Here is a 17,409-nt window from a genome sequence, read left to right as displayed (position 1 = left end):
ACGTTTTCGCAGAGCCCTAAGGAGGCTAAGGCCTGTCATTGCTCTGCGAGCATTTTAGTGGGTCAAATACCTAAGTTGTTTTAAGCAAGGGAAGTCTAAGGACCAGATCCATTCCAATAGAAATAAACTACGATCAACCTATAAAATAACCTTACCTATGAACCGTTCCTTGAGCTTTAGTAGTATCCTGATCATATTTGCTTTTCAGCTGATGGGCTGTGCCCTTGTTCCGAAAGAGGAAGCGGGATTTTCCCGCTATGTCAATCCTTTTATTGGTACGGCACCTTTGACAGATCCAGCGCATATTGGCTACACTCCCCCAGAGGGCTGGAGGGTGTGGGCGGGCTTGACCTACCCGGGTTCGTCCCTTCCCAATGCCATGGTGCAGTTAAGTCCGATCACCCAGTTTGGTTCAGGTGCTGGCTATGAATATGAGGATACGGAGATCATCGGATTTACCCATACCAATAAGGGGCACTGGAATCTCTGCAACATCCCCGTTTTGCCGATCAGCTCTGATGCAGAAGCACCTTTCAAGTCCACTTTTAGCCATAAAAAAGAATCAGCTTCTCCGGGCTTCTATGAAGTTTACCTGGAGGATTACAAGGTGGGGGTGAGATTGACAAGTACATTGCGGGCGGGGGTACACGAATATACTTTTGAAGATAACCATGACCGCACGATTCTATTTGATTTGGCCAAGGCCAATAATGGGGTGTCCGATTGGGAAATTACCAATCCTACTGCCAATACGCTGGAGGGATTTCAGCGGGTGGGTCGTGATAAGGTACACTTCTATGTGGAGCTGAGCCAAGATGTGGAGACCATGGAGGTGATTCAGGAAGGCAGTAAGGAGGGGTATGCCAAAATAGCCTTGGCCAATGGAAATGATGATCCTGTATTGCTTAAAATCGGGCTTTCCTATGTCAGTGAGGCCAATGCCAAGGTCAACTTAAAAGAAGAAGTGGCCGATAGATCTTTTGAGGAGGTTCGGCATGCTGCAGAGAAAACCTGGGACAAGCTTCTGGGGCATATCAAGGTGAAAGGCGGAAGTGAAAAGGAAAAAACATTGTTTTACACATCCCTCTACCGTTCTTTTCAGTGGCCTGCACTGAGAAGTGATGTGAATGGCCAGTTTGTGGACGAGCGGGGAAAAACCCGAACGGAGGAGTTTCGCTATTATACCTTGCCTTCGCTCTGGGACACTTACCGAAACAAAGTGGTGTTGTTGAGCATTATGAGGCCGGAGGTGACCGCCGATGTGATCCAGTCATTGGTGGAAAGAGGTAGTCACAGTGGTTTTATCCCTACATTTTTTCACGGTGATCATGCGGCACCGTTCATTACGGGAGCGTATCGCAGGGGAATTACGGATTTTGAAGTCGAAAAGGCCTATGAATACTTGCTGAACAATGCGTACAAAGCGGGCGGTACACGTCCATATATCGAAGAATACATCGAGAAAGGTTTTATTTCGGATCCTGATGTGAAAAATCCCCATGTAGAAACCAAGGCCAAGGCTGGCGTTTCGAAAACCTTGGAATTTGCCTACGATGATTATGCCCTTGCACAGTTTGCCAAGGTCATGGGAGATGAGGAGCATTACCAAGATCTGATCAAGCGTGGCCAGAATTACCGGAATGTATTCGACCCATCGGTGAATTTCATGCGTGGAAGGCTGGTAAATGGGGATTGGATCAGTCCTTTTAATCCAGAATACCCTTATTATGAATACATGTACCGAGAAGCCAATGCATGGCAACTGTCCTTTTATGTGCCCCATGACATGCCCGGATTAGTGGAGCTTTATGGTGGTGCTGAGCAGTTTGAAAAGAAACTGGATACACTTTTTACCAAACCTTGGAATCCTGAGTACATTGCCCGAAATGTAAGTGGGTTTATGGGGCAATACTGCCAAGGCAACCAGCCGGACCATGAAGCACCATTTTCGTATTATTTTGTCAACAAGCCTGAAAAATCCCAAGCGGTGATCGATAAGTTACTGGCCGATTACTATGGCATTGGTGAACATGGACTGGCGCTTTCCGGTATGGATGATGCCGGGGAAATGTCCTCTTGGTACACTTGGAGTGCAATGGGACTTTATCCGCTCAGCCCTGCTGATCCAGAGTATTTGGTGACTGTGCCGGTTTTTGACGAAGTGGAATGGACAATGCCCTCAGGAAAATCAGTGGTGATTAAAAACTCCTCAGGAAGAAGAAAATTAAAGGAGATAGAAGTGGATGGAAAGAAAATAGATAATTACTTTGTTCCTCATGACATGTTGGAAAAAGGAGGAACGATTACATTGACCACTGAATAATGAGCCATGGGTAAGAAGGAAAAATCATATGCTTTAGGGGTGGACGTGGGAGGTTCGCACATTACCGTAGGTGTGGTGGACTTGGTGAGCCGTACCATCGACCAGAAGCGACTGGAGCGCCATCCGGTAGATAGCAAAGGCAGTTTAACTGAAATCTTAGAGGCTTGGGCAGGAGCCATTGAGCCTTTTTGTCAACATGAGGTTTTGTCCACTGTCCAAATTGGTATTGCGATGCCGGGGCCCTTTGACTATGACGCGGGCATTAGTTTTATAGACAGCACACAGGATAAATATGAGTCGCTATACCGAAAAAATGTAAAGGACCTATTGGCCAAAAAGCTGGGGGTATCCAATGCCCAAGTGCGGTTTAAGAATGATGCCGCCTGTTTTTTGCAAGGCGAGGTATTTGCCGGCATCGCAAAAGGATATAAAAGGGCCATTGGAATGACTTTGGGCACAGGGGCAGGTACGGCCTATTACCACGGCACAGAAGCCCATGATGCGGCCCGTTGGGGAGAAGAGTATGGCGATAGTATAGCCGAAGAGTACTTTTCGACACGATGGTTTGCCAAAAAATACCAAGAAGCAACAGGAAAAGAACTCAGCGGGGTCAGGGAGTTGGTGGATATGAAGGAGGAAAGTTGGGTGCAGGCGATCTTTAAAGAATTTGGCCAAAACTTAGGAAAGTTCTTGGTTAAATTTGCCAGCGAGGAAAATGCTGAGATCATCGTGCTGGGAGGAAGTATCGCGCACTCCTCAGCATTGTTTTTACCAGAAACAGAGCAGGTATTATCCCGGTCGCTACCAGGGGTTCCTATTAAAAAAAGTATCTTGGGAGAGGAATCTGCCTTGATCGGAGCGGCGAGTTGCTGGTATGAAGCGTGAGTTTTAGTCTTGAGATATGAGAAGCGAGATATGAGAAGTGAGACTTGAGACTTGTGGTTGTGCTGGGTCTCTGCCCCAGCACGGTGAAGAATTGAGTCTCTGACTCAATTTAAGCTGTTCCCGATTCCTGTCTTGGGTTTATCTGACGCAAACAGGCTTGCTCGGTAAAATAAGGAAGAGAAATTTTATGATTATCTGCAATGATACCAGTAATGACAGGGAAATTAAATAGGTGCTCACAGAAAACATGGAAATCGAAGAAAAGCCTTGCTTCATTCTGGAGGTTCTGTGCGTTCCGTGAGAAATAAAATCTACTCTCAATAAAGCGTATAATCAGAGAAATTTTCCAAGATTCAAATTTTCCAACCCATCAACCATGAAGATATTGCCAAAAGCTGCCTTGACCATTTTTTTGTTGCTACTGACCTTTAGCCTTGCATTTTCACAAAAGTCACTCAAAACCGAATACTTGGTGGATCCGTTGGGATTGGATACTTCGTATCCGCGATTGACCTGGCAGATGGATGATGACCGGCCAAGGGCAGCCCAAAGTGCCTACCGCGTGGTTGTGACCAAAGAGGGGAACGAAGAGGTATGGAACAGTGGAAAAGTACCAAGCGAAAGCCAGTTAGTGGAGTATGACGGTGAAATGTTGGAGCCATTTACCACTTATTTTTGGACGGTGGAAGTGTGGGATAAGGCAGGGAATTCACTGGGGGCTTCTGAAAGGGCTACTTTCGAAACGGGAATGATGGGGGAGACCAATTGGCAGGGAGCATGGATAGGGGATGGCCAAGGCAAAGAAGTAAAGCCAGCCCCGTATTTTCGAAGAGAATTCATTGCTTCCAAGCATGTAAAGAAAGCAAGAGCCTATATCGCAGTCGGTGGGCTTTATGAATTGAGCATCAATGGCAAACGTATCGGTGATCACCGCCTTGACCCAGCATACACGAGATTTGACCGTAGGGTGCTCTATGTGACCCACGATGTGACCGAAGCACTCCATAACGGAAAGAATGCCATTGGAGTGCTGTTGGGAAATGGCTGGTACAATCACCAATCTACGGCTGTATGGAATTTTCACAACGCCCCTTGGCGAAACCGTCCCACTTTCTGCATGGACATACAAATTACCTATGAAGACGGGACCAAGGAAACCATTCGTACGGAAAAGGGCTGGAAGACTGCCCTGAGCCCTGTAGTCTTTAATAGCATTTATACCGCCGAGCACTATAATGCCCGATTGGAGCAGCCGGGTTGGGACAAGCCGGGTTTTGATGACCGAGACTGGAAAGACGTCATTTATCGGTCGGCGCCAGCGAAGGAAATTTCTGCACAGGTCATGCCTCCCATTCGCCACAATAAGACCATTCCTGCCAAGGCAGTGGAAAAAATCAACGATTCAACGTATGTGTTTGACTTGGGCAGAAATATTTCAGGAGTCAGTGAGATCAAGGTAAAGGGAGAAGAGGGAACTGTTTTGAGATTAAAACACGGCGAGCGGCTTGATGAGGATGGGCGAGTGGATATGTCCAATATTGATGTTCATTATCGCCCTACAGATGACAGTGACCCTTTCCAGACGGACATTTATATCCTGAAAGGATCAGGAGAGGAATCCTTTCATGCACGGTTCAATTATAAAGGTTTCCAATATGTGGAAGTCACCGCTGATCGTCCCATTGACCTGACCAAGGAGAGCCTGACAGGTTATTTTATGCACAGTGATGTGGAGGAAGTAGGCAAGATCAGTTCGGCAAACCAAACCCTTGACGGCATCTGGTGGGCCACGAACAACGCCTACCTGTCCAATCTTTTTGGGTATCCTACAGACTGTCCGCAGCGAGAAAAAAATGGGTGGACAGGGGATGCGCACATAGCCATTGAGACGGGATTATATTCCTTTGATGGGATTAAGGTCTATGAAAAATGGCTGGATGACCACCGGGACGAGCAGCAGCCAAATGGGGTGCTGCCATCCATTATCCCGACTTCCGGATGGGGCTATGAATGGGGGAATGGCCCTGATTGGACGAGTACGATTTGTTTGATTCCGTGGAATGTTTACCTGTTTTATGGAGATACACGCATATTGGAGGAGAACTATGATGCCATGAAGCGATATGTGGACCATATTACCAAAATCAGTCCCGATGGGTTGACGTCCTGGGGGCTTGGGGATTGGGTGCCGGTAAAGTCCAAGTCGCCAGTGGAATATACCTCATCTGCCTATTACCTTACCGATGCGAGGATTTTGGCCAAAACAGCCAGTTTGCTCGGCCATGAGGAAGCAGCTGAAAAGTATGCCTTGTTGGCCAAAAAGATACGTGATGCTATTAATAGGAAGTACCTGAACAGGGAAACGGGTAGCTATGGAAGTGGATTCCAGACAGAACTGAGTGTGGCCTTATATTGGGATATTGTGCCCGATGAGCTGCGGGGCCAGGTAGCCGAAAACCTTGCCAAAAGGGTAGAAAAAGATGGTTTTCACCTGGATGTTGGGCTGCTCGGAACCAAGGCTATTCTCAATGCATTAAGTGAAAATGGTTATCCTGATATCGCGTTTAAGGTAGCAGCGCAGGAAACATACCCTTCGTGGGGATGGTGGATAGTCAATGGAGCGACTACCCTGTACGAAAACTGGAAGATCGATTCGGAGCGTGATATTTCCATGAACCATATTATGTTTGGTGAAGTGGGGGCGTGGATTTACAAGGCACTTGGGGGGATCAAACCTGATCCTGACTATCCGGGATTTAAGAATGTTCTTTTGGAACCCCACTTTGTGGAGGATTTGGAACATTTCGAAGCAAGTCACCAAGGGCCTTATGGCGAGATGGTGTCCTCATGGAAGAGAGTAGAAAGTGGAGTGGTCAACTACAAGGTGAAAATTCCCGCGAATGCTACGGCGACCTTGATATTGCCTGCCAATACTGAAATTACCGGAAAAGAAGTGCCAGCAATAAAGGATGTTCCACTTGACGGAAAGGTTGCGTATAAGGTATCCGCAGGAAAGCACGAATGGATCATCAAAAGATAAGTAAGTGATTTTGATTAGGGATGGGATAAAATTTCGAGTACTATTTGCAATTAGAAATTATTGGTGGTGTTACTTGCTTTTTTGAAATCATTTATGTTCTTTTAAACAAAGAAGGCTACAAAGCCTTTTTTATTGCGTAAATAGCTAAACCGATTTAGTTTATTTATTAATTTTTGAGATGAGAATGAATGACCCAATAACCCTCGAAATTACAGACTCCGATCTAGTGGATAAGATCAAGGAAGGTGATGAAGTGGCCTATTATCACCTCTACAAGCGCTATGCTTCGAAGATCTATCATGTAAGTAGAAAGATGGAATTGGCCCATCATGACGCTGAGGAGATCATCCAAGATGTGTTTTTGTATCTTTGGAAGAAGCGGAGCGATCTGAAATCAGATTTATCAATCAATGCCTATATTTTTTCGATTGTCCGGAGCTTAGTGGTCAATCGATGTCAGAAACAGGCACGTTTTACGGCTTACCGGGACTATGCGATCCCTATGAACCAAATTTTTTCTAATGTGACCGAGGATACGGTGATCTATCAGGACCTACATGAATTTGCTACCAAGGCTATCGATACCTTACCGGTGAAACAGCGGGAGGTTTTTATGATGAAAACGGTCAACCACATGACCGCAGAGGAAATTGCCTCTCAGCTAAACCTTTCGGTAAGGACAGTCGAAAACCAGATATACAGGGCCACTAAATCCTTAAGGAAGCAGGTAGAAAGAACCCAAGAAGTTTCATTTGGACTTATTTTAATGATTCTTGGTTTGATAAGTTAGTAGGATTCTTGATCTTGGTAGGGTTTTATCATTTGCCACAAATTCTATCGAGTCATGAACAAGGATGTTTTTATAGGGATATTACTCCTGTTGGTAGCTGTATCTTGCCATTCTCGCCCTTCTGAAGAAAGTTCTGCCAGTGAACTTCGCGAGACCATAAATACACGCCTAAATAAGGTGGAGGGAGATTTTGCGGTAGCTTTTAGGGTAATGGGAGAAGATCCTCTGACGCTTCTGATCAACGAAAAGGAAACGTTTCATGCCGCAAGTACGATGAAGACCCCAGTAATGATAGCGCTTTACAACCAAGTGGCTATGGGAAATGTCTCTTTGGACGATTCTGTGAAAATCGTCAATGAATTTAAGAGCATTGTAGATGGAAGTCCATACCGTATGGACCTTTCAGTAGATAGTCAAGAAGGGCTCTACAGCAGAATAGGCCAGTACAGTACCTATCGCGAGCTCAATTATGAAATGATCACGATGAGCAGCAATCTTGCTACCAATATACTGATCGATAAGCTGGATGCCAAAAAGATTACGGAGACCATGCGCTCATTGGGTGCCATGGATATAGAGGTATTGAGGGGTGTGGAAGATCTAAAAGCATACGAAAGGGGACTAAGCAATACCACCACAGCGTATGACCTGATGCTGATCATGGAAGCGATTGCGGCAAGAAATGCCGTGAGTGAAGAAGCTTCACTGGCAATGTTCGAGGTGCTGAAAGCCCAACATTTTAATGAAATTATCCCCGGACAGCTTCCTGAAGAGGTTGTGGTGGCCCATAAAACAGGTTCCATCACGGGAGTTCGGCACGATTCTGGGATAGTACAATTGCCGTCGGGCGAAAAATATGTGTTAATACTATTGTCAAAAAACCTGAACGATCCTGAGGAAGGGATTCGGGCGATGTCCGATGTAAGTAAAATACTATATGACTTTGTGAAAAATAAGGAGGGGTGACTTAGCTTAAATATCCGACTGAAAGCCTATTTGGACCTTCTGTCCAAGAAAGGTTCAATTTAAAACTAAGAGCAGATAAGTTAATTGTTAAGTTGGATGATTAAGCCTTAAGTCCCCCCTGACTTATTGTTGATTCTTTTAGTAGTGGTTTTGGTTTTTATGATATTTAAAATGTTTTTTATGTATCATAAAAAGTTGTTAACAAAGATATCCTAAATTGATTGAAATCAAAATTATACTCAAACGATTATATGAAGAAATGATTTTTTAAAACCGTATAAATCAGCAGGATTAACAAGGGACATTGAGCTATTTGAAGTCCTGCAAAACACCATCTTGCTTATTCAATTTTATTGTTAGATTCGATGATTGGCCTTTTTGCAGTAAGAAAATCCCTAAATTCTTTGGTGTCAAAATTACTCATACCTTCTTGTCTAAAAAGAATTTTTCCTTCAGGGCTGATGACGAGGGTAGTAGGGATAGAGGAATGTTTCAGTGAAGCATTAAGTCCATAGCCGGCGTGGGCCACTGGAAAAGCAAAGTCTTGGTCTTTTATATACTCCTTGGGCTTTTCGATGTCTTTGTCCAAGCTTACCATTAGGAATGCAATATCCTGTTCATCTTTTAATTTTCCATATAGGGAAGCGATATGGGGCATTTCAGCCCGGCAAGGAGGACACCACGTGGCCCAAAGGTTAATGAAAACCGTCTTGTTTTTAAAGTCCTGCATGTCAATGAGATTGCCATCGAGATCGGTGAATTTGAGGCTGTAGTCAAAGTCCTTGCCTACTTCATAGGGTTTTTCCATATTTGGCTTGATCAATCCCGTGGAGAGGATGATCGATTGGATTTTGCCTACAATTGGTGCGTACCAACCCAGATAGTAAATGACAGCAAACACACTGACGATGATGCCCCAGCTTTTGATTTCTTTCTTCCAGTTCATTTATGGGTGAATAAAAAAATTACCAATGATTGAGATGTTATAGCTTAACGGGAAGCAAGGTGCAAAGTTACGTTTTGATTTACAAGCCTTTATTGAAGCATGAGTATAATTAAAACCAAATCCTCTCAAAAAACTGTTGGAGAAGCTTTAAATTGCAGCTTTTAAGGATGGCATAAGTAATATAAGTTTATGAATATCAATCATTATCTAAAAATAGCCGAAGAGCTAAACATCAGGCAGAAACAAGTGTCTGACACCATTGGGTTGTTGGACGAGGGAGCCACGGTACCCTTTATTTCCCGGTATCGAAAAGAAGTGACAGGATCATTGGACGAGGTGCAGGTAGCTGCTATTCGGGATAGGGTACAGCAGCTTCGGGATTTGGATAAGAGGAGAGAGGCCATATTAAAATCCATCAAAGAGCAGGAAAAATTAACTCCAGCGCTGGAAGAGAAGATCAATGAGGCAGAAACCATGGCCGTTTTGGAGGACCTTTACCTACCTTATAAGCCCAAAAGACGGACCAAGGCTACGATTGCCCGTGAAAAGGGACTGGAGCCTCTGGCGACCACGATTTTTGAGCAGGCATCCATAGACCTGGAAGAAGAAGCGAGGACTTTTATCGATGAAGAAAAAGAAGTATCCAGCATTGAAGAGGCCTTGCAGGGAGCGCGTGATATCATCGCGGAGTGGATCAACGAAAATGCAGCGCTAAGGAAAAAAATGCGAGACCTATTTATCGAAGAAGGAAAATTTGTCTCCAAGGTAATCCCCGGAAAGGAAGAAGAGGCGATCAAGTACAAAGATTATTTTGAATGGTCCGAGCCCATCAAAACAGCCCCATCACATCGCGTCCTGGCGATGCGGAGAGGGGAAAAGGAGCTTTTTCTGATGCTGGACTCGTGTCCAGAGGAATTGGATGCGCTTGCACTGATGGAAAAAATGACCCTTACGACCCAGAATACCAGCTCCGAGCAGGTGAAATTGGCCATCAAGGATTGCTATAAGCGCTTGATGAAGCCTTCCATGGAAACGGAAGTAAGGCTTTACACCAAGAGAAAGGCTGACGAAGATGCTATCAAAGTATTTGCTGAAAACCTGAGGCAATTGCTGCTGGGAGCTCCCTTGGGCGAAAAATCAGTGATGGCCATTGACCCTGGTTTTAGAACGGGCTGTAAACTTGCGTGCCTTGGCCCCCAAGGGCAGGTATTGCATTATGATGCCATTTACCCGAATGAGCCACAGCGAAAAACTGCTGAATCCGCCGCCTTGGTAAAGCACTTGGTGGAAAAGCATCAGGTGGAAGCCATTGCCATCGGAAACGGAACCGCCAGCAGGGAGACCGAGCAGTTCTTTAAATCCATAGGATTGCCCAGTAATGTTTTGATCGTGATGGTGAATGAAAGTGGAGCATCCATTTATTCGGCCTCGGATGTAGCCCGTGAGGAGTTTCCTGATTTGGACCTGACGATCAGAGGAGCCGTTTCCATTGGCCGGAGGCTGATGGATCCTTTGGCGGAGTTGGTGAAGATCGACCCGAAATCCATCGGTGTCGGCCAGTATCAGCACGATGTGGATCAGTCAGCCCTCAAAAATTCCCTGGATGATACCGTGATGAGTTGTGTAAACGGTGTCGGCGTGGAAGTCAATACTGCTTCCAAGCAGCTATTGACCTATGTGTCTGGATTGGGGCCAGCCTTGGCACAAAATATCGTTAATTTCAGAAATGAAAATGGTCCCTTCAAAAGCCGGGAAGAAATTCGCAAAGTGCCCCGTTTGGGAGACAAGGCATATGAGCAGGCAGCGGGTTTTCTTCGCATCCAAAATGCCCCCGATCCGCTGGACAGAAGTGCCGTGCACCCAGAACGCTATGAGCTGGTGCATAAAATGGCCACTGATTTGGGGTCGAATGTTTCCGAACTAATTAAGAGCGAAGAGTTACGGTCTAAGGTGGTGCTGAAGAATTACGTGACAGAAACGGTAGGTTTGCCCACTTTGCAGGACATTATGGAGGAACTGGCCAAGCCGGGAAGGGATCCACGTGAGACCTTTGAGGTGTTCAGCTTCCAAGAAGGGGTGAATGAGATGAAAGACCTCAAGGTTGGCATGAAGCTACCTGGCATTATCACCAATATCACCAATTTTGGTGCTTTTGTGGACGTGGGGGTACACCAAGATGGTTTGGTGCACCTGAGCCACTTGGCAGACCGCTATATCTCCGATCCCAACGAGGTGGTCACCGTCAACCAAAAAGTAGAAGTCACCGTGATGGAGGTGGATCTTAATCGTAAGCGTATCGGCCTGAGCATGAAGTCAGACCCCTTTGCCGAGCGGGGCAAGGGAAAATCCGGCGGAGCCAAGCGTGAAAGAAGAAAAGAAAAAGAACCCGAAGGAGATCTGGCCGCCAAGCTGGCCATGCTGAAAGGGAAGTTTGGGAAGTGATAGCAGGAAAGGACAAGGAGCTGATCTTTGACTTGTTATAAATCGAAGAAAGCCGGCTGATGAAGTTCAGTCGGCTTTTTATTGCGTAGAATTGCGTAGCTAAATTTTATACCAATGCGTTGAACCCGGATTTAATGCCGTTTAGTTAAGGCCATTTCCCTGTTTTCACCTGCTAGGAGTTTCTTTTCTATTTGACTTTAATTGTATGGTTTTGGCCATTTTGGTGGATTTTATCCTTTTCCTTTTTTCGATTGATGAAAAAAGAAAGAAAAAAATCCAGGCCGGTGGTCTGCCCTTTAAAATGGGACATGGATTTCCCCTGCGATGTGGATCCGTCACCCATTTTAATTTCCACCGATGGCTACGGCCTAAAAGCGAGTGGTTCTCGCTGTTCCACGACGCGAGCCAACTCACTTTCTTAACGGCCTCCACCATCGGCTGGAAAACAGGCATACCAAGGGCCGTCAAAAGGAAGCGATATCTTTTTTGGCTCAGGGGGGGCTTATAGTTCCGGCTCAACTTGGTTACTTAAGAAAATATACCACTACATGGAATAATGATGATAATTTATCCACAAGAAACTTATTAATCGGATCCGCCTTGCAGGTATTGGGCATTAAGAAATTAAAAAGCGGGTGGGCAAGAAGGCAGGCTTGTTTGACGAAATACTAGCCAAAAAGAATGTTGGCAGCTAAAGAAGGTTTACCTGGCTTTAGATAGGCCTGCTTGGCTTTAGAAAGGAGGAGTTTGCCTGCATGAGGGGAGTTTTAATTTTAGGCCAATAGCTGCACACCTGTGCGCCGTGGCGTAGCGGCGGGGTTTTTTGGTCACTTTGTGTGTCCTGAAGTTCGGGAAACCGGACATGCTATCCAACTGATGTCGAATAGGGCGTTACAACCCTTGGCACGACGGCTGGGACTGGATCAGGCAGACCAGTCAAATTCCCCTGATGGTGCTGCGCTTTCAAGGCTGTGGTACTGAGCGATCAGAAGGAATGTGTTTCGAAAAGCTGAACGAAAGTGAACCGTTCGATGAAGTGTCGTGAAAAATACTTCCTGTCAAAACCGGGGGCTAGAGTGACTTCCGGGACAAAATAGGCAGCGCAGACTGAGAGTTGGCCTATTGGCAGGCGGCATTAAGGCGGCAGGAGTTCGAAGCAGGCGGTTGGATGGAACAGGAGAACCATCCCCTTTAATAGGGATGGGGCGGATCAGTCCGTAGTAGTGTTGAAAGCTCTGGAAACGGAGAAAGAGCGAAGGGACTGAGGCAATCAGTTTTAAATGGTTACACAACCTAAAATTAGGGAAGATGGAGTTGTTTGAAACAAAATCTGGAACATCAGATTTGATTGTCAAGAGCCGTATGACGGGAGACTGTCACGTACGGTTCTGAGAGAGGCTTGGGCATAGGGCCCAGGCCTACTCGACTTTGACCTGCAGCAAAAAAGTGACAAAGGTAAAGAGATGAAAACCACCGAGGAATTTAGCAGAAAAACAATAGAACCAATATTTCCAAGTACATACTAACTAAACGGCATTGAAAGCGGGTTGAAATAACTTATTTACGCTATGGATACAATATGCCTTAGGGATTATCTATGGCTTAGATGCAAAAGCACCCTGTGTTACCTATGTCCCTATGTGGTTCAAAAACAAGGTTCATGTAAGATTAACAACCGTTTAAAAATTATATCTGGCACTTAACAGCGCAATTCTGCTTTCCCATTCAGCTCGGAATTCTTGGTAGAAATCATTGGATTGGTTGTAGCCACCGAAGTTTCTGGTGTTAAAGACATCTCGGACACTGAGCGATAGCTGCAGTTTGTTGTCCATTAATTTTTTCAGTAACGTGGCGTCCATGCTGTATCTGGCAAAATCACGCCCTTGGGCCTCTACCTCAGGAGACTCATAATCGCCCACCAGCTGCAAGGTGAAGGCATAGGGCAGGGTAAAATCAGTGGTGATTTTGGAATTCCAAGAGAACCCCTTGCTGACAAATTCTTCACCGATATTGGAACCATCCACTTTACTTTGGAACAAAGAGACACTGCCGTTTATGTTCCACCAATCGGTCAGATCGGCCATCCCGATAAATTCCAGCCCATACGCCTGGCCTGTGTTCAGGTTTGCTGGCTGCTGGTAGGAGATCCCGTCTTCCACCAAGGTGATATAGTCCAACACCCCATCGACATGTCTATAGAATAAGTTGGTGGTCAAGCTGGCCTTTTCCATGTTAATCATATGCCCCACTTCCAATGAATTGATCATTTCGGGTTGGAGGTTGGGATTGCCCCTTCTTACGCTGAGGGAATCGGTGATATCAGGAAAAGGATTGAGCCTCCAGGCGGTCGGTCTGTCGATCCTCCGGCTGTAGGTGAATTTCAGGCTGTTTTCTTCATTCAGTTTGTACAGTGCCTGGACACTAGGAAATAGGTTCAGATAGTCCTGTTCATTCAGTTCATTGGTATTGTAGAGTAAGCCTTCCACGTGTGTTTGCTCTGCCCTGGTACCAAGGGAAATGTCCCACTTTTCCCCCGATCTTGAATAAATGAAATAGGCTGCGTGGATTTGATCTTTATAGAGGAAGTGGTTGCTGATGTCGGTGTTTTCCACAAAGTCGTTTTCACTTTCTGAGAACTGGTAATATTTGTAATCGTTGTCAAATTTTCTAAAGGTTGATTTTAAACCCATTTCCAGTTTTACCCTATCATTTACAGGATGGATATAATCTGCTTGGATGACAGAAGTGTATCGTTTTTCATCCGTCAAGGCCTTTTCGCGGCCATTGAGGTTTTCCGGTGTAGCTTCTGAAGCATTTCGGTAAATATTGATATTTTGGGTTTTGTACTGATTCTGATAAGAGTTGTTTGCACTGATTTTCAGTTCCCGGTTCTTATCATCAAACGTCCGCTCATAAATCAAGGCATTGTCATATCCGTCATCCGTTTCAGATTCGTTATTTTGCCTCACGTACTGGAGCAATAGGTCATCGGTTTCACTATCGGTCATTTTGGAATACAGGGAATTGTTTTCCGAGTCTTCCCCGGTGAAATATACCCCTTGATAGCTCAGGATGTTTTTACCAAAGTAATAATCAGCACCGTAGTTAAGGTTATGGTTTTTTCTCCTGTCGCTATTATTTCCTTGTTGGTTGAGCAGCTCATTATCTTCGTAAACCTCTCGGAAGGTGGATCGTTCACTCACCCCTTTCCAGTCCCTATAGTTGTAGCCAGCATACACATTGTACTTCGTAGTGGTATGGTTAAACCTGGCGCCGGTATTAAGACGGCTACGGGTGCCGTAGGTGAGTTCGGCACCGCCATGAGTGCCCATGTCTTCGCCTCTTTTCAGGATAATATTGATGACACCACCTTCCGCTTCAGCATCATAACGAGCATTTGGGTTATTGACGACTTTGATTTGCTCTATGGCACTGGCAGGAATTTGGTCAAGGTTTTGTGTGAGGGAGGAATTTCGGCCATTGATCAGGATATTGGTTCCCGAACTGCCCCTCAGAGAAATGGAGCCGTCATCCGAAACACTGATGGATGGGGTGTTTCGCAAAATGTCCAATAACGTTCCGCCCACATTGGCCAGGTTTTGCTCTGGCGTAATGACCAGCCCTTCGACATCTGTGCGCATGGGTATGGTGTTGGATTGTACGACCACTTCTTCTAGCTGCTTGCCTTCCGAGATCAAGGTGATTTTCCCAAGGTCGCGGTCTTGATTCACTTCCAAGCTTTCGATTTTCTTGTTTTCATAACCGATCAAAAACACCTTTACATCATAGGTGCCGCTTTCTGTGCCCAAGTTAAAATTTCCATTTTCATCAGATTGGGTGTAAGTGATGGTTTCATTACCACCCGCTTCAAAAAGTGCCACTTGGGCAAATAGCAATGGCTCGTCGCTATCGCCGTCCACGATTTGTCCGGAAAGTGTTAATTGGGCAGATGCTATCAAAGGTGATAAGCATAAAAACAACGTAATGATGTAACGAAATGGTTTCATGGTTTGATAGGTTATTATTATTCTTAACCAAAGTTAGGGTGGCAGGGTTTAGGATTAAGGGAGGTTTTAGATCAATGGATAAATGAGCTGATTTGCGGTACCCATGCGATAGGTTATTTAGGACAATGGCTTTTTGGTAAAGTATGATGGACATTAACCTTGAAGCAATGTGTTGTGATTTTTGAGACAATTTGTGTCTCTTAATAGTTATTTTTGATAACTAATTTTTGTTTGTTTTGTAAACATTTCTATCTTAGTGTTTGTAAAATGAAACATGGATAGATAGTTAAAGCATATGGAAAAGTCTCCCAAAATCAGAATTGTAAGTAAACTCCTTGCTTCAGGAAACCATCAAGTAAAATTCTTCGTGGAAGATGAGGTTCATCCCCGATATGGATATTTATTGGTGCATGGTGATCGAGCTGTCTCTGATGTAATAGCTGAAATCCGGAAACGTATGGAATTGCTGGAGCGATCCAATATGGATTTAAATCGTTTTTCATTTAAAAATCAGTGGAGGGACGATCATAATTTTTATCTTTATAGTGCCTAATTTCACTAATAATGTTACTTGGAAAAAATCTTCGATATTTAAGGAAGCAAAAGCAAATGACCCAAGAAAATCTATCCGATCAATTGGGTATTAAGAGGACAATGATTTCAGCTTATGAAGATGGAAGGTCAGAGCCTAAATTGTCCACACTGAAAACCATAGGCGACATTCTTTCTGTTTCCATCGATGAGCTGCTTTTCCATGACATAGAGGATAAGGGCAGGAGGGCCCTTCAAAAGCGTGATGTTAAGATATTGACCGTTTCACTGGATCAAGAGGAGAATGAAAACATCACCATGGTCCCCCAAAAAGCCTCCGCAGGTTACCTTAATGGTTATGCTGATCCGGAGTATATGCAGCAGCTTCCCCAATTTCATTTGCCAAACCTGGCAAAAAACGCCACTTATCGTGCCTTTGAGGTCAGCGGTGATAGCATGTTGCCTTTGGTGCCGGGAACAGTGGTCATTGGTGCATTTGTGGAGCAACCATCCCAAATCAAAAGTGGAAAGACCTATATTTTGGTTACGGCTTCAGAGGGTATTGTTTATAAAAGGGTCTTTAATTATCTGGATGAAAACGGGAAATTGTTTTTAGTATCTGACAATGAAATGTACAAGCCTTATGAGATTCCAGGAGAGGAGGTAGAAGAAATATGGGAGGCCAAGGCATTTATCAGTACTGACTTTCCCAATCCAAAGGATAAAAACAAGGCTGTCACTTTGGAGGATCTGGCAGAAATGATTTCAGAATTGAAGTATAGCATTAAAAAGTCCGGTTAAGTTTGTCGGACTTTTTTTATTTTATTCAGAAGAATGATTTTTAGATTGAGTATGAATCCTGCCAGCGCTTTGTGATTTTTAGTCGTATGGTCCATTCCTTTCAAATAGTTATTTATCAAAAAAAATAAAGAAAGAGTGGATATATATATAAAAATATTATATTTATGATCTTGGATTTTGAATAATATGCTAATCAAAAACTGATAGTAGCGGCAAGGCGGTAAAATGTAACTATAAAGTTCTTTTGCTATTAATTCTAGAGAACGCGTATCGCTATAGTAAATGCAAGTATAATCAGCATATTAATGGTGGGAATAAAATATAAATACCGATAAAATTATAAAAACTGTTTAAATGAAAAAGACAACACTGAGCATCGTTGCACTGGCGGCCATAATGGTCGCTTGCAATAGCAGTAAAAAGGATAGCACTGTAGAGCAGGAGGTATCCGAGGTAAAGGCTTCTGATGTAGGCGCTGAAGCTAAGGACAATACCCTTACCCAAGACGAAAAATCAGAAGGCTGGCAGCTGCTTTTTGATGGCGAGAGTGCTGAGGGATGGAGAGGTTATAATGCGGAAGAGTTACCTTCTGGCTGGATTATAGAGGACGGCAATTTTATAGCGCTCGGTAAAGGAGGAGATATCGGGGGTGATGTGGTGTATGGAACAGAGGAGTTT

Annotated in this window: 13 protein-coding genes (1 of these 13 only partly in view); 10 read left to right on the top strand and 3 right to left on the bottom strand. The window is 44.6% G+C overall.

All coding sequences use genetic code 11. The annotated features are described in order from the left end of the window. Positions 1-157: 157 nt before the first annotated feature. From FDP09_RS19340 to FDP09_RS19320, 5 genes are all read left to right on the top strand, one after another. Positions 158-2,323: a GH92 family glycosyl hydrolase gene (locus FDP09_RS19340; RefSeq protein WP_137404228.1), complete on the top strand. Its 2,166-nt coding sequence runs from the start codon at positions 158-160 to the stop codon at positions 2,321-2,323. A 6-nt stretch (positions 2,324-2,329) separates the two neighbouring features. After that, on the top strand, positions 2,330-3,208 hold the full coding sequence (locus FDP09_RS19335; RefSeq protein WP_137404227.1) for an ROK family protein: 879 nt from the start codon (positions 2,330-2,332) through the stop codon (positions 3,206-3,208). Positions 3,209-3,584: 376 nt separating this feature from the next. Beyond that, entirely contained in the window at positions 3,585-6,248 is a 2,664-nt protein-coding gene (locus FDP09_RS19330) for an alpha-L-rhamnosidase (RefSeq protein WP_137404226.1), read from the top strand. Positions 6,249-6,432: 184 nt separating this feature from the next. Continuing rightward, positions 6,433-7,038 carry an RNA polymerase sigma factor gene (locus FDP09_RS19325; protein WP_187328713.1) on the top strand — a complete coding sequence of 202 codons (606 nt, stop codon included), beginning with the start codon at positions 6,433-6,435 and terminating at the stop codon, positions 7,036-7,038. A gap of 54 nt (positions 7,039-7,092) precedes the next feature. Beyond that, positions 7,093-8,004 (top strand): serine hydrolase, encoded by a 912-nt coding sequence (locus tag FDP09_RS19320; protein ID WP_137404224.1) that lies wholly within the window; start codon positions 7,093-7,095, stop codon positions 8,002-8,004. Positions 8,005-8,344: 340 nt separating this feature from the next. Here the strand turns inward: FDP09_RS19320 and FDP09_RS19315 are convergent, their stop codons facing one another. After that, positions 8,345-8,950: a TlpA family protein disulfide reductase gene (locus tag FDP09_RS19315; RefSeq protein WP_137404223.1), complete on the bottom strand. Its 606-nt coding sequence runs from the start codon at positions 8,948-8,950 to the stop codon at positions 8,345-8,347. Positions 8,951-9,139: 189 nt separating this feature from the next. On the opposite strand from FDP09_RS19315, the gene FDP09_RS19310 reads away from it, so the two are divergent. Then, entirely contained in the window at positions 9,140-11,392 is a 2,253-nt protein-coding gene (locus FDP09_RS19310) for a Tex family protein (protein ID WP_137404222.1), read from the top strand. Positions 11,393-11,557: 165 nt separating this feature from the next. Here FDP09_RS19310 and FDP09_RS19305 read toward each other — a convergent pair whose 3' ends face one another. Continuing rightward, complete coding sequence (locus FDP09_RS19305; protein ID WP_137404221.1) at positions 11,558-11,845, bottom strand: hypothetical protein; 288 nt, start codon at positions 11,843-11,845, stop codon at positions 11,558-11,560. 342 nt (positions 11,846-12,187) lie between these two features. Here FDP09_RS19305 and FDP09_RS19300 point away from each other — a divergent pair, with 342 nt between their 5' ends. Then, on the top strand, positions 12,188-12,373 hold the full coding sequence (locus FDP09_RS19300) for a hypothetical protein (protein ID WP_137401110.1): 186 nt from the start codon (positions 12,188-12,190) through the stop codon (positions 12,371-12,373). A gap of 698 nt (positions 12,374-13,071) precedes the next feature. On the opposite strand, the gene FDP09_RS19295 is transcribed toward FDP09_RS19300, so the two are convergent. Next, complete coding sequence (locus FDP09_RS19295; protein WP_137404220.1) at positions 13,072-15,399, bottom strand: TonB-dependent receptor family protein; 2,328 nt, start codon at positions 15,397-15,399, stop codon at positions 13,072-13,074. Positions 15,400-15,694: 295 nt separating this feature from the next. Between FDP09_RS19295 and FDP09_RS19290 the strand changes: the two genes are divergently transcribed. The 3 genes from FDP09_RS19290 to FDP09_RS19280 all read left to right on the top strand — a co-directional run. Beyond that, entirely contained in the window at positions 15,695-15,952 is a 258-nt protein-coding gene (locus FDP09_RS19290; RefSeq protein WP_137404219.1) for a hypothetical protein, read from the top strand. Positions 15,953-15,963: 11 nt separating this feature from the next. After that, complete coding sequence (locus tag FDP09_RS19285) at positions 15,964-16,731, top strand: XRE family transcriptional regulator (protein ID WP_137404218.1); 768 nt, start codon at positions 15,964-15,966, stop codon at positions 16,729-16,731. 354 nt (positions 16,732-17,085) lie between these two features. Next, positions 17,086-17,409, top strand: the 5' portion of a protein-coding gene (locus FDP09_RS19280) for a DUF1080 domain-containing protein (RefSeq protein WP_137404217.1). 456 nt of this gene lie beyond the right edge of the window; 324 of the gene's 780 nt are visible here — the first part of the coding sequence; it begins with the start codon at positions 17,086-17,088; its stop codon lies beyond the right edge, outside the window.

This window comes from Echinicola rosea, from assembly GCF_005281475.1.
GTDB classification, from domain to species: domain Bacteria; phylum Bacteroidota; class Bacteroidia; order Cytophagales; family Cyclobacteriaceae; genus Echinicola; species Echinicola rosea.
This window is presented reverse-complemented; position numbering and strand designations above follow the sequence as displayed.

Coding starts and splice junctions, on each gene's coding strand:
- FDP09_RS19340 (WP_137404228.1), top strand. CDS start 158: ATGAACCGTTCCTTGAGCTTTAGTAGTATCCTGATCATATTTGCTTTT.
- FDP09_RS19335 (WP_137404227.1), top strand. CDS start 2,330: ATGGGTAAGAAGGAAAAATCATATGCTTTAGGGGTGGACGTGGGAGGT.
- FDP09_RS19330 (WP_137404226.1), top strand. CDS start 3,585: ATGAAGATATTGCCAAAAGCTGCCTTGACCATTTTTTTGTTGCTACTG.
- FDP09_RS19325 (WP_187328713.1), top strand. CDS start 6,433: ATGAATGACCCAATAACCCTCGAAATTACAGACTCCGATCTAGTGGAT.
- FDP09_RS19320 (WP_137404224.1), top strand. CDS start 7,093: ATGAACAAGGATGTTTTTATAGGGATATTACTCCTGTTGGTAGCTGTA.
- FDP09_RS19315 (WP_137404223.1), bottom strand. CDS start 8,950: ATGAACTGGAAGAAAGAAATCAAAAGCTGGGGCATCATCGTCAGTGTG.
- FDP09_RS19310 (WP_137404222.1), top strand. CDS start 9,140: ATGAATATCAATCATTATCTAAAAATAGCCGAAGAGCTAAACATCAGG.
- FDP09_RS19305 (WP_137404221.1), bottom strand. CDS start 11,845: ATGCCTGTTTTCCAGCCGATGGTGGAGGCCGTTAAGAAAGTGAGTTGG.
- FDP09_RS19295 (WP_137404220.1), bottom strand. CDS start 15,399: ATGAAACCATTTCGTTACATCATTACGTTGTTTTTATGCTTATCACCT.
- FDP09_RS19290 (WP_137404219.1), top strand. CDS start 15,695: ATGGAAAAGTCTCCCAAAATCAGAATTGTAAGTAAACTCCTTGCTTCA.
- FDP09_RS19285 (WP_137404218.1), top strand. CDS start 15,964: ATGTTACTTGGAAAAAATCTTCGATATTTAAGGAAGCAAAAGCAAATG.